The organism is Acetobacter sp. (assembly GCF_047721705.1).
In the GTDB taxonomy this organism is placed as follows: Bacteria; Pseudomonadota; Alphaproteobacteria; order Acetobacterales; family Acetobacteraceae; genus Acetobacter.
On record NZ_JBDNXK010000006.1, the window covers coordinates 1 to 12,732 of the forward strand.

General features: G+C 59.6%; 15 protein-coding genes. 9 read left to right on the forward strand and 6 right to left on the reverse strand.

The annotated features are described in order from the left end of the window. The 6 genes from ABF824_RS01840 to ABF824_RS01865 all read left to right on the forward strand — a co-directional run. Nucleotides 1–548 (forward strand): tRNA (adenosine(37)-N6)-dimethylallyltransferase (locus tag ABF824_RS01840; RefSeq protein ID WP_415486121.1); only part of this gene is annotated, 548 nt, incomplete at its 5' end. Between the two features lie 125 nt (nt 549–673). Continuing rightward, nucleotides 674–2,488 (forward strand): biosynthetic-type acetolactate synthase large subunit, encoded by a 1,815-nt coding sequence (gene ilvB / locus ABF824_RS01845; protein WP_415486122.1) that lies wholly within the window; start codon nt 674–676, stop codon nt 2,486–2,488. A 146-nt stretch (nt 2,489–2,634) separates the two neighbouring features. After that, nucleotides 2,635–3,204 (forward strand): acetolactate synthase small subunit, encoded by a 570-nt coding sequence (gene ilvN / locus ABF824_RS01850; protein WP_415486123.1) that lies wholly within the window; start codon nt 2,635–2,637, stop codon nt 3,202–3,204. Between the two features lie 67 nt (nt 3,205–3,271). Beyond that, nucleotides 3,272–4,291, forward strand: coding sequence for a ketol-acid reductoisomerase (gene ilvC, locus ABF824_RS01855; protein ID WP_173574321.1), 1,020 nt, complete (start codon nt 3,272–3,274; stop codon nt 4,289–4,291). Between the two features lie 315 nt (nt 4,292–4,606). After that, on the forward strand, nt 4,607–4,951 hold the full coding sequence (locus ABF824_RS01860) for a hypothetical protein (RefSeq protein WP_415486124.1): 345 nt from the start codon (nt 4,607–4,609) through the stop codon (nt 4,949–4,951). A 282-nt stretch (nt 4,952–5,233) separates the two neighbouring features. Further along, a complete protein-coding gene (locus tag ABF824_RS01865) occupies nt 5,234–5,932 on the forward strand; it encodes a hypothetical protein (protein WP_415486125.1) in 699 nt (232 codons plus the stop codon). Nucleotides 5,933–6,146: 214 nt separating this feature from the next. Here the strand turns inward: ABF824_RS01865 and ABF824_RS01870 are convergent, their stop codons facing one another. Next, on the reverse strand, nt 6,147–6,479 hold the full coding sequence (locus tag ABF824_RS01870) for a DUF2322 family protein (protein ID WP_415486126.1): 333 nt from the start codon (nt 6,477–6,479) through the stop codon (nt 6,147–6,149). A 159-nt stretch (nt 6,480–6,638) separates the two neighbouring features. Between ABF824_RS01870 and ABF824_RS01875 the strand changes: the two genes are divergently transcribed. Both ABF824_RS01875 and ABF824_RS01880 read left to right on the forward strand, forming a co-directional pair. Beyond that, nucleotides 6,639–6,989 carry a RidA family protein gene (locus tag ABF824_RS01875; RefSeq protein WP_415486127.1) on the forward strand — a complete coding sequence of 117 codons (351 nt, stop codon included), beginning with the start codon at nt 6,639–6,641 and terminating at the stop codon, nt 6,987–6,989. A gap of 211 nt (nt 6,990–7,200) precedes the next feature. Beyond that, nucleotides 7,201–7,530, forward strand: a complete 330-nt coding sequence (locus ABF824_RS01880; RefSeq protein ID WP_415486128.1) for a hypothetical protein — start codon at nt 7,201–7,203, stop codon at nt 7,528–7,530. Nucleotide 7,531: 1 nt separating this feature from the next. Here the strand turns inward: ABF824_RS01880 and ABF824_RS01885 are convergent, their stop codons facing one another. From ABF824_RS01885 to ABF824_RS01900, 4 genes are all read right to left on the reverse strand, one after another. Beyond that, nucleotides 7,532–8,032, reverse strand: a complete 501-nt coding sequence (locus ABF824_RS01885) for a helix-turn-helix domain-containing protein (protein WP_415486129.1) — start codon at nt 8,030–8,032, stop codon at nt 7,532–7,534. Nucleotides 8,033–8,098: 66 nt separating this feature from the next. After that, nucleotides 8,099–9,658, reverse strand: coding sequence for an apolipoprotein N-acyltransferase (gene lnt, locus ABF824_RS01890; RefSeq protein ID WP_415486130.1), 1,560 nt, complete (start codon nt 9,656–9,658; stop codon nt 8,099–8,101). A 33-nt stretch (nt 9,659–9,691) separates the two neighbouring features. Then, nucleotides 9,692–10,540: a GNAT family N-acetyltransferase gene (locus tag ABF824_RS01895; RefSeq protein WP_415486131.1), complete on the reverse strand. Its 849-nt coding sequence runs from the start codon at nt 10,538–10,540 to the stop codon at nt 9,692–9,694. Further along, nucleotides 10,537–10,986 carry a Fur family transcriptional regulator gene (locus tag ABF824_RS01900; protein ID WP_415486173.1) on the reverse strand — a complete coding sequence of 150 codons (450 nt, stop codon included), beginning with the start codon at nt 10,984–10,986 and terminating at the stop codon, nt 10,537–10,539. The genes ABF824_RS01895 and ABF824_RS01900 overlap by 4 nt, the downstream gene beginning before the upstream one ends. A gap of 247 nt (nt 10,987–11,233) precedes the next feature. On the opposite strand from ABF824_RS01900, the gene ABF824_RS01905 reads away from it, so the two are divergent. Beyond that, on the forward strand, nt 11,234–11,476 hold the full coding sequence (locus ABF824_RS01905; RefSeq protein ID WP_415486132.1) for a sulfurtransferase TusA family protein: 243 nt from the start codon (nt 11,234–11,236) through the stop codon (nt 11,474–11,476). A gap of 5 nt (nt 11,477–11,481) precedes the next feature. Here the strand turns inward: ABF824_RS01905 and ABF824_RS01910 are convergent, their stop codons facing one another. Then, on the reverse strand, nt 11,482–12,567 hold the full coding sequence (locus ABF824_RS01910) for a glycosyltransferase (RefSeq protein ID WP_415486133.1): 1,086 nt from the start codon (nt 12,565–12,567) through the stop codon (nt 11,482–11,484). Nucleotides 12,568–12,732: the final 165 nt, after the last annotated feature.

The following is a 12,732-nucleotide window of genomic DNA, read 5'->3' on the forward strand; positions in this document are numbered from 1 at the left end:
ACGTAGACCCCGACACCGCCCGCACCCTCCGCCCCACCGATCCCCAACGGCTGGCCCGCGCATGGGAAGTCTGGCGCAGCACGGGCAGAGGGCTGACATGGTGGCGAACCCAACCCGGACTGCCAGCAGCAGACTGCCGCTTCATCGCCGTCCGCCTCGCCCCTCCGCGCGACAGACTGCGGGAAGCCATCGCCCACCGCTTCACCCGGATGATCGAGCAGGGCGCAATCGAGGAAGTCCGCGCCCTGCTGACACAGAACCTCGACGCCGCCCTCCCCGCCATGCGCGCCCACGGCGTCCCCGAACTGGCCGCCCTGCTGCGCGGCGAGATCGACCTGCCCACCGCCAGCGAACGCGCCGTGCTGGCGACAGGCCGCTACACCAAGCGTCAGGCCACATGGTTCGGCCACCACCCTCTGGCCCACCCCGACGACACGGTTATTATCGAAAAAAGATTCGACCCATCAGAGCAATTTTCGGAAAGAAAAATAACCGAAATTGTATCTTTCATACAAAAACAGGTTGACGCCCCGACAGCAGAGGCATAAACCCGCCCTCCACCTGCCGGCATGGGGCCGACAGACACACCTGCGCCGCCATACGGAAACGGTCGGCCAGCAAAGCAACCCGGGTGAGAAGAAAGCCTGCGGGCAACGCCCCCGAGGAGACGACAATGAACGCCACCACACAGACGATCACGACCCGCCCCGACGCCAGCACCACGCTGACCGGCGCAGAAGTGCTCATGAAGGTTCTTGTGGATCAGGGCGTCGAGGTCGTCTTCGGCTATCCCGGAGGCGCGGTCCTCCCGATTTACGATGCGCTGTTCCAGCAGGACCGCATCCGCCACATTCTCGTGCGCCACGAACAGGCCGCCGTGCATGCCGCCGAAGCCTATGCCCGCGCGCCCGGGGGGGGGGGCGGGGTGCTGGTGACCAGCGGCCCCGGCGCGACCAACGCCGTGACCGGTCTGCTCGACGCTCTGATGGACTCCGTCCCCGTGGTCTGCCTGACCGGTCAGGTGCCCGTGTCGCTGATCGGCAATGACGCGTTTCAGGAAGCCGACACCACCGGCATCACGCGCCCCGCCACCAAATACAACTATCTGGTCAAGCGCCCCGAAGAGCTGGCTCCCGTGGTCAACGAAGCCTTCGAGATCGCCCGCTCTGGTCGCCCCGGTCCGGTTGTGGTCGATCTGCCGAAGAACATCACCGTCGGCCCGGCCCATTACGCGCCCCCAAGCCGCACGCCCCGCGCGTCCTACCAGCCGCGCACCGAGCCGGACCGCAAGGCCGTCGCCCGTGCCGTCGCGGCCATGAAGTCGGCCAAGCGTCCGCTGTTCTATGTCGGCGGCGGCGTGATCAACGCGGGCAAGGAAGCCTGCGCCGATCTCACGCGCCTGATCCACATGACCGGCTTCCCCTGCACCGCCACCCTGATGGGCCTCGGCGCGTTCCCCGGCAGCGACAAGCAGTTCCTCGGCATGCTGGGCATGCACGGCACCTACGAAGCCAATCTGGCCACGCATGACTGTGACGTGCTGATCGCTCTCGGCTCCCGCTTCGATGACCGTGTGACCGGTCGCGTCGATGCGTTCTCGCCGCATTCCTTCAAGATCCACGCCGACATCGACCCCTCGCAGATCAACAAGATCATCCGCGTGGACGTGCCGATCGTCGGTGACGCCGGGCGCATCATCGCCATGATGATCGAGGAGTGGGAAGCGCAGACCGCCAAGCCCGACACGAAGGCGCTGGAGACATGGTGGTCCCGCATCAAGGCATGGAAGGCGCTCGACTGCCTGCGCTTCACGCAGGATCAATCACCCGACGCCATCATCAAGCCGCAGCAGGCCATCAAGCGCATCTATGAACTGGCCGTCGAAACAGGCCGCGAGACCTTCGTCTCCACGGAAGTCGGCCAGCACCAGATGTGGGCCGCCCAGTTCTTCAAGTTCGAAAGCCCGAACCACTGGCTGACCTCCGGCGGCCTCGGCACGATGGGCTACGGCCTGCCCGCCGCCGTTGGCGCACAGGTCGCGCACCCAGATGCACTGGTCATCGACATCTCCGGCGAAGCCTCGGCCCTGATGAACATTCAGGAGTTGGGGACCATCGCCCAGTATCGCCTGCCGGTGAAGATCTTCCTGATCAACAACCACTACATGGGCATGGTCCGCCAGTGGCAGGAACTGCTCCACGGCTCCCGCTACTCCGAGAGCTACAGCGACGCTCTGCCGGACTTCGTGAAGCTGGCCGACAGCTTCCACGCCAAGGGCTTCCGCGCCACCAAGATGAGCGAACTGGATGACACCATCCGCGCCGCCCTGACCCACCCCGGCGCGGCAGTCATCGACATCTGCGTGGCGGAAGGCGAAAACTGCTTCCCGATGATCCCGTCCGGCGCGGCTCATAACGAGATGATCCTCGGCCCGGAGCAGGAAGAGAAAGGCGCGGAAATCACCGACGAGGGGAAGATGCTCGTTTAAAGACCGCATTCCCGCGTGTAGCGGTTCCGTTCTTTTTTGGAAAAAAGAAAGAGACCGCCACACACCGCCCCATGCTCTTCCCTTTTGCGTCCCGCGCGGTTACAGCCGCCCGGACGTCGTAACGGATCGGACCCCGGATTCAGTCGATGAAGCATTTTTCTGACCTGTCGGCCCCGACAGCCTCATTCTCTCCCGAAGGCCTCGCCACGGGCGGCGAAAACATCATCCGCGCCGTGATCTCCGTCCTCGTGGACAACGAAAGCGGCGTCCTCGCCCGCGTCGTCGGCCTGTTCTCCGGTCGCGGCTACAACATCGAGAGCCTCACCGTCGCCCCCGTCGAAGCCAACGGCGCACGCTCGCGCATCAACATCGTGACATCCGGCACGCCCGAGATCATCGAACAGATCCGCGCCCAACTCGACCGACAGGTGCCCGTCTGCCGAGTTGCCAACCTCACAACGCTTGGGCCACATATCGCGCGCGAAATGGTGCTCGTGAAAGTCGTCTCCACCGGCGAAGCCCGCACCGAGGCCCTCCGCATCGCGGAAGCCTTCCGGGCGCGCGCCGTGGACACAACCGCGAGCTCCTTTGTGTTCGAACTGACGGGAGCAAGCGACAAACTGGACAGCTTCATCGAACTGATGCGACCCATCGGCCTCGCTGAAGTTTCCCGCACCGGTGTCGCCGGTCTCACCCGAGGCCCCCGCACCCTCTGAGTTTCCTTTTCGGGGTGACGCCACAGGCGCGCTCCGGTTTCTGCACTGAAAGGCATACATTATGTCCATGCGCGTCTATTACGATCGCGACGCCGACGTTAACCTGATCAAGAACAAGAAGGTCGCCATCATCGGTTACGGCAGCCAGGGCCACGCCCATGCCAACAACCTGAAGGACAGCGGCGTCAAGGAGATCGTGATCGGTCTGCGTCCGACCTCCTCCGCCGTCGCCAAGGCCGAAGCCGCCGGCTTCAAGGTCATGACCCCCGACGAAGCTGCCAAGTGGGCCGACGTCGTCATGGTCCTGACACCCGATGAAGGTCAGGGCGCGCTCTACAAGGAATCCCTTGAGAAGAACCTGAAGCAGGGCGCAGCCCTCGCCTTCGCGCATGGTCTGTCCATCCACTTCCGCATCATCGAAGCCCGTCCGGACCTCGACGTGTTCCTGATCGCACCGAAGGGCCCGGGCCACACCGTTCGTTCCGAATACCAGCGTGGCGGCGGCGTGCCGTCCCTCGTCGCCGTGGCGCAGAACGCTTCCGGCAACGCTCTGGAAATCGCTCTCTCCTACGCTTCCGCCAACGGCGGTGGCCGTGCAGGCATCATCGAGACGACCTTCAAGGAAGAAGTTGAGACCGATCTGTTCGGTGAGCAGGCTGTTCTCTGCGGTGGCCTCGTCGAGCTGATCCGTGCCGGCTTCGAGACGCTGGTCGAGGGCGGTTACGCTCCCGAGATGGCCTACTTCGAGTGCCTCCACGAGATGAAGCTGATCGTCGACCTCATCTATGAGGGCGGCATCGCCAACATGAACTACTCCATCTCCAATACCGCCGAATACGGCGAATACGTCTCCGGCCCGCGCGTTGTCACGCCGGAAACGAAGGCAGAGATGAAGCGCATCCTGAACGACATTCAGGACGGCACGTTCGTGCGTAACTTCATCCTCGAAAACCAGTCCGGCAACGTCGGCTTCAAGGCCGTCCGCGCCCGCAACGACGCCCACCCGATCGAGGCTACCGGCGAGAAGCTGCGCGCCATGATGCCGTGGATCGCGAAGTCCAAGCTGGTCGACAAGACGAAGAACTGATTACTGCATGAAGGCCCGGCGTGGGTGACTGCGCCGGGGATTATGTGAGAAAGGCTTTCCGCTGGTGTTCCCGGTGGAAGGCCTTTTTTGTTGGGAGTGTTGGCGGGGCTTTGCCCCGTGCCCCACAAAGGGACGCGTCCCTTTGATCCGATTTGTTATTGAGAATTTATAAGCAAGCATGTCCGCTTCCGCCTCACCTCGGAGATAGAACACCTTATTTGGTAGTTCTTAAAGTAGACGGTCAGAAATTCTCTTACTAAAGCATTAGATATAAGATAAAGATCTCGTATGGTCAGGCTTAGAGGAATTTAGAGTATGACGATGGGTCAGTTTCAAAGCTATTTGTATTCAAATTTTGACGTCGATAACAACAATCCGGCGTTTGACTGCCGAGTAACTTACAAATCAAAATATGGAATAGTTTCCGCATCAACAAATGCCCGAATGGCGGTCCAAACTATGGATTGGGGGAATATATCTCTTACTGAAGTCGAAGAACTTCCAAATTATAAATATCACCTGGATTTTAATCCGAATTTTCAAGAAATGGAATTTGACGAAACTTCTTCATCTCTTTCGATTAAAGGAGCATCGCAAAAAATGGGTGATTATCACGTCACGATCACTCCAATCGGCCCGGCCATGGAAAGCTCGGAATAGTAACGAGCGGGAGAAAGAAAGTTTTTCTGTCTTGATAGTTAGAGAATGCCGCATCGGATATCTATAATATAAGTCCGCTTTAGCGCTGTTCCTTCGGTGAACCCAACGTGCCATCCCCCCCCTCAACGGCCTATCTATTCAGTGGATGGCCGTAGACAGGCAGTAATCGCCCTCATCTATGCCATTGATGCGATGCTCGTCGCTTTTCGAGACGGACACTGTACATATGTGTTACACTCCTAACGGCAGTGGTGAGGCAGCGACTGCGTTAGGAGCGAAATCGTGGATGATGATCAGAGAGGTCGCGGAGTAAGTCTTGAAGAAGCTGAACAATTACGTCGGCTGCTTACAGATCTTGAGGAGCAGGTGAGAAATCGTCAAGGTCAAAATGGTATAAATGAACTCTCGACGGAAATTGCAAAGATACGAGAAACGGTTCAGGCCGGAAATCGTACAACTCTCTTCATGGAGATCTTCAAATCGGTTCGTAGCATCGCTGAAGGAATTGTTGGCGCGACAATTTACGACCTTATCCCCAACGGGGTGAAGTCCTCACTTAAAGAGGAATTACTTGGGGCGCCTCAAGACTCCCGCGATGTCGATGATAGGCGCCTTTACGCAATTCGCGTTCAGATCATGTGCGAATCAGTGTTAGCTTTTCAATTTGCCGTCAATACAGGCTTGCCATTCGCCTTCACTTTGAACGGCTTGGATATGCGCATTTGGTGCGGTCCTCAGTTGGCGGCAATGTTACGATTAACTTTAGAGAATAGCGGTATCGAATACCCGGCCAGAGAGGACTGTGGAATAAGACTTCACGTCCTGTCGGCACGGGAGGCAGCGGTCGTGAAAGTATGGCTGTCGCAAGTTCAAGAAAAAGTTGCACTCGCGGTCTTGCGAGTGTCCGGGTCATCACCCGAGGAAGCGGTGAACGACGCTCTGGCGGAGCTGTATACGATTTTGCCCCGGATCCGGCCGTAACAACGGTGGGAGGGCAGTAAGCTGTAAGCTGATCACAGTCGGGGGCGGCATTATCGCTGTCGCCTATTAGCGAATGATGTTGCTATACCGAATCAATGCAAATCGTGCCGGGATTATGAGACGGAGTAGAGGATAGTGAGGTGGGATTGGCGGCGATGTCCGCTTGCAAGCCTCCGTGTCGGGAAGCCGACCTTCCACTTTCCCCGCATCACAGTCACCGAACCACAACCCCCAACGGCGCACCCCCACCCACAATCTCCAGCAACCGGTCAATATTCGGGTGCGCCCCCGGCCGGTTCCGCGCATCCGCCGTATGCTCGCCAAACACAGCCAGCCCATGCGCCGCCGCATCCGCATCCAGCACACCAAAAGCCTGCCCGAGATACTGATACACAGCCACAGATCCCTGCTTGCCCGGCAGGTTCTCGATGCTGGCCACCACCGCACCCGTCCCATCGGTCAGGTCGATGCGCTGCACACCCTCAATCGACGGCAGTTTCTGAAGGTTATCCCTGAACGTCGGACCCGGTTGAATCTTCGCCAGCATGTGTCGCATCCCTGAATTCGTGATGACCCATCACATAACATCGCCACAGGATGGCCGCCATCCACGCCCTTACAGGCTGAACAGCGGAAACACAGTCATCCTCACGAGCGACCTGTGTTAAACTTTCAGCCCATTCAATTTTTGCAGTTCAGGCTATTCATGACCATCAAACGCCTCGCCCCCGAAGAACGTCTCAGCGGAGCCTCTGTCTGCGGCAACATGGTTTATCTCGCCGGACAGATCGCTGACGATACAACACTGGATGCCGAAGGGCAGACCGCCGACATCCTGCGCCAGATCGACGCGCTTCTGGCTGAGGCGGGCACCAGCAAGAGCAATCTTCTGTCGGTGCAGATCTTCCTTGCCGACATCAGTGATATGGCAGCCATGAACCGCGCATGGGATGCGTGGCTGGATCGCGCCAACAAACCTGCCCGCGCCACGGTCGAGGCGAAGCTGGCGGACCCGACATGGAAAGTGGAGATCACGGGTATCGCGGTCATCCCTTAAGGCCTTGAAGGCAGGTTACAAAAACACAACCTCTGAAACCTGTCTTTCTGGCCTTTGGCGCCCTTCCCCTCTTGAACAAACGGGTCATCTCGGAGCTTAATGGCCTTCCACTTGCAGGCATGAAGACCATTTGACCCGTTCCCCTTCTCCTTCCGACGCGCAGCCGTCCCCCTCGCCGGTCAGACCGGTTGCGCAGCGCCGTGGACAAAACATGCCGCTGGTTTCGCCCGATCAGCTGGAAGCGGCGGCGGAGGCTTATTACGCTTATTGTGGCGCGCCGTGGTCAGGGCTCGCCACCAAGGCGCAGGATCTTTACCGCACGCGGATGTATCTGGCGCTGGAGGCCTTTACGGCCCGCATGTGGCGACCGATCGCTACGGCCCCGCGCGACGGAAGCGCCATTCTGCTGTTTCTGAACATGCCCGAGCGCGGCGACTATATCTGGCTGGATCGCTGGGACCCGCAGGACCGGCGCTGGCGCAGCGCACCCCATGCGCAACCGACGCACTGGACGCCGCTGCCGCCGCCTCCACGTCCCTGAGTTATTCGGGGGGCGCCATCGAGCGGATCAGGTCGAGCACCCGCTTGCGCACGCCGGTATCGGGAATCCGGTAATAGGCCCGCACCAGTTCCATCGTCTCACGACGGGAGAGGACGCTGGCATCGACGTTCTGCCCGGAAGAAGTGGCAGCGGCAGGCACGGGCGGCCCGCCAAATCCTTGCTGCGCTTCCGCGAACCCCATGACCGGGGCGCTCGTCTGCGGTGTGGACGCGGGCACCGCCGGCAGAGGTTCGGGCGGCATATCGTCGTAGAAAAAGCCGATGGGCACATCCAGCACCTTGGCAATCTCGAACAGCCGGGAGGCGCTGACACGGTTTGCACCGCGCTCGTATTTCTGAATCTGCTGGAACGTCAGATTGATCGCCTCGCCCAGCTTTTCCTGAGACAGGCCGAGCATGGTCCGACGCAGCCGAATGCGCGCGCCGACATGCGCGTCGAGATCGGTTATACGCGTGCCGCTGGCGTCTTCCACTGCTGTCATTGCGTTTTCTCCGACAACCTACACGCTGTTAACTACCGGTTAACATACAACCGTAAGATGAATTTGTTAACTGCTACGTGCAGACTTCAACCGGATACGGGGAGAAAAAGCCAACGCCGCGACGATCAGACACAGAACCACAGGAATAGTCTGGCCAAAACGGGCGAACAGAGTGGGCGGCAATGGCGCGGGCATCGGTCGCACCAGCACGTCCGCCACATCCCACGGAAGGCGGCCCATATCATGCCCGCGGGCGTCATAAACGATGGAAACGCCGGTATTCGCCGCACGCGCGACCGGCAGACCTTCTTCGACGGCTCGCAACCGGACGGCCGCCAGATGCTGACGCGGGCCGGCGCTGTTGCCGTACCAAGCGTCGTTGGTCACGTTGACCAGCCAGTCCGGCCGGTCGTGCCGATCCACGACGTGTCCTGAAAAAATCACTTCATAACAGACCAACGGGCCGACTGCCGTGACACCCCGAAGATGCCAACTGCGTGGCCCCGGTCCCGGCGTCATGCCTCCACCCGGCACCACCTGAAGCGGCAGGAAGGGCGGCTGATACTCGCCGAACGGCACCAGCGTCGCCTTGTCATAGACCCCCTCGACCGCGCCGCTTTCATCAAGCGCAACGATGGAGTTGCGCCAGTGCTGGTCCGGTGCAATCCGCAAGGTGCCGATCACACCGGCTGTGGCGCCTTCCGCCGCACTGGCGATCATCAGACGCGCCTGATCGTCCTCCTCCAGCACACCGGGAAAAGCCGTCTCTGGCCAGACATACACGATGGGGCGTGCAGCCCCAGGCATCTCAGCGGTCTGCTTCAGCGCCCGAGCGACACCGTCATGCGTCAGCCGCAGATAACGCTCGAAGATCGCCTGCCGATCGGTCCGACTGATTTTTTCCTGCTCGGGCACATCGCCCTGCACCAGCACAACCAGTGGTGAGGAAGGACTCTCGGCTACCGCACCCGCAAGAGCGAAGAACCGCGCGGCTCCTATTGCTGACCAGAGGACCAGCACCCCCACACCACACAGCGCCATCCTACGCCCCAGCGGCATGGTCACAGCAAGCAGGACGGTCACAAGCGTCAGGCCATCCACACCGATCCATGCGGCAGGTTGAATCAGCACATCGCCGAGCAGACCATGAAAGGCCCAGTCGCTTCCCATAGGGTTCCACGTGAAGCCACTGAACAGAAACAGGCGTCCCATGTCGCAGAGCGTCCATAGTGCTGCGAACAGGAAACCTCTCCGCCATCCCTGCGGCGCAAAACGGCAGAGCGCAGCAGGCACAGCAGCGAATGGCGCAAGAATGAGCGCACATCCCATTGAGGGAAATGGCACGAACCACCAGAATTCACTGGCACGGATCAGAATGGCGTTGATCAGCCAGTAAAGGCCGACCGCATGAAGCCCAAAGCCGAAGGCAAAGCCCGCGCAGGCTGCCTGCCGCATGGTTGCCGCACCGTCGATGGCACGCATGAGGACAAGGAAGGCGAAAGGCAGAATGGGCAGAAGATGCAACGGAGGAAAGGCAAGGGCCGCAGCCGCGCCCGCCAGCAGCGGACGACCGAACGCTTTCAGCGCCGTCCTTACCCGATGTTTCTTTGGAACGGCTGCATTCATGATGCGCGAATCACGTTAGGAAGCAGCGCTGCCTCAGTCCAGCGCGTCACGCAGCCTGCGTTCATAGTGGCGATAATATTTATCAGCCATCAGTTCGCTTTTCACCAGCACCGCCACGTCCGTCGTCTTGAACACCGGATCAATGACAGCTCCGTCGCCTACATAGCCGCCCAGCCGCAGATAACCTTTTATCAGCGGTGGCAGACGGGTCAGCGCGCGACGGCGGTCAACCGTATGCGGATCAAGACGCAGCATCTCCACGCGACGATCAGGCAGCGCCTTCACGCGCAGCGCCGGAGGAGCGAGGTGATTATGGTAGAGGTAGGTCAGTTCCTCGCCCAGTTCGTCGGGATTGGTGCCTGCCAGACTGGCGCAACCAAACAGCACGTCGATCTTGTGAAGGAAAATGTAGGACGCAATCCCACGCCACAGAAGCTGCATCGCGGCACGTCCACGATAACGCACATCCACGCAGGAGCGCCCGACTTCCAGCAGGCGGCCGGGAAATTCCTTGAGAACCGAGATATCAAACTCACTCTCGCTGTAGAAGCGCCCGAGCCGCTGCGCCGCATCCCCCTGCATGAGACGGTAGGTGCCCACCACGCCCTCCGCACCGGAAGAGATGGCGTGATCAATCACCAGAAGGTGATCGGCATACTCATCGAATTCATCGACATCACGCTTCAGGAGCGCAGCGCGTTCGTCGGGAACAGCGCCCATTTCCTCAAAGAAAACGCGGTAACGCAGAGCCTGCGCGGCGTCGATCTCTTCGGGCGTGGACGCAATGCGCACACCCAGATTCCCGCCCCGCAGCTCAGGGAAGCCGTTGCGCTCAAGGTCGAGTGCAGAGAGGCCGCCACGTCTCGGCTGTTCGGCGCTCATGCCTTGCGGGTTCCCTTGCCTCGGGCGGCTTTCGAACGTTTGCTTTCCGTCTGCGCGGCTTCTGGCTCAGGTATACGACGACCGAACAGTTCCAAACGCATCGAAATCAGTTCAAACCCAAGGCGGCTGGCGATCCGGCGCATGAGATCCTCATGCTCCTCATCCTCGAACTCAAGAACCTTTCCGGTATCGACATCAATCAGATGATAATGCCGTCCGTGCTCGCTCACCTCATAGCGCGCACGACCGCCACCGAAGTCCCGCCGCTCAAGGATACCCTTTTCCTCCAGCAGACGGACGGTACGATAGACCGTCGCCACTGAAATGCGGGGATCCAGTTCCGACGCACGACGATACAGTTCCTCGACGTCGGGATGATCTTCGGCATCAGACAGGACGCGGGCGATCACGCGCCGCTGCCCGGTCATCTTGAGTCCCTTCTCCACGCACAGGCGGGCGATCCGGGAATCAGAATAATCATCAGACTTGGCTGCTTTACGAGCCGTCCGAAAGGGAGATGGGGTCGAAGCCGGACTCACGGCATGCTTCCTGCTGCCTGTGTATGCGCAACCATAAATCCTCGCCTAGCTGATTCCCATATGACTTGTCCACAGAGAGACCACACTTTGTTGCTCAATTGTATTGTGAGCACCAGACCTTGAAGCAACAGAATCATCCGTTCAGAGTTCCGTCATGAATCACACCGAACACCATCCCCACACACTCGATATCACTCACGAGACCTGCCCGATGACGTTTGTCCGCACCCGGATCGCACTCGACGGGCTTCAACCGGGCGAAGTGTTATGCGTCACCCTGCGAGGGAGCGAACCGCTGAAAAACGTCACGCGCTCGACAGAAGCTCTTGGTCACACAATCCTGTCCACGGAAGACACGGCGGATGATATCCATATCCTGACCATCCGCCGGAACTGATAGCTCTATCTTTGCAACAGTTCACGCGACAGCGCCACATGCGCTTCCGCATAAGCTTTGGAGTTCAATGCGGACTTCATCCGCTCCTGCGCCCGCTCGACACGCTTCTTCGCTGCCTCGGGATCGGCTTTGACGGCACGGATCGCTGCGGCCAATGCTTCAGCATCACCTGGCGGCACATAGAGAACCGAATCGGAATCGAAGTAATCCTCAACCCCTCCGCACTTTGAAACAATCATCGGAACGCCGAAATAGGTCGCTTCCATCATCACGGTGATGCCGGAAGCGTGGCGATTCTCCGTCAACGGTACAACCACCATGTCTGCTGCGTCATAGGCGGCAAAAAGCTGGGTATTATCTTTGATACGCAGGATATCGACGTTTTCATGGCCTGCAGCCGCCTGACGGGCCGCCTTGGTTGTACTTGCGATACGGAATGCGGCGGAAGGAAGATGATCCGCTGCGGCGCAAAATGTCGGCCAGTCACGGTGTTCATCATTGCCCAGCGACAGGACGATGGTGCGATTGCCCTCATGTGGACCTCGGGCCGGTCTCATTCCCTCAGCCTTGATCCCGAAGAGCACCCGCTCCGCCCGAAGCCACGGGAAACGTTCCCGCGCATCCGCACAGTTGAGAATGGAGAGCACCGTCAGCACATCAAGGCGTCTCAGCAGGAAACGATACAGCAGCCGACGCCATAACGGCTGCTTCGCCCAGCGATCGATCATCCAGACGGTCTGCCCGACCAGCTTCGGAACCTTCCGTCCCCGCATCAGCCGGAAGAGCGTCAGCACGCCTAGCGTCTGTGATTCCGTGTGGGTCCACACGACATCGGCGTCGAGAAGCTGCTTGCGGTTACGCCATACGTGAACAAAGTCGTAACCGAGAATAAAGCGTCCCCCGAGACGCACGAGCTTCTGGAGCGGATTTTCCGGATAGTCTGTCGAATAGGTGACATCCACATCCGCCGAAGCGGCATGATCGTAACCATAGGCCTGCTCTTCATTGAGACCGAGCAACCTGCCGGACTGCCAGCGCTCCCGCCATGTCGCGCCACCAAATCCTCTCGCCAGATGCACGAAAACCTTCACACGCCACTCCTCGCAAACCACTTATTTCGATCGTTAGACAACAGCAAACAATGTCATTTTCACGACCGTCATCCTAAAAATCCCTCAGTCATTCCCTGACGCCTTTTCCGCGTCATGGAATGATGAACGAGACGATTTTTCCTGAAAACAGCGCGGACACAGGCA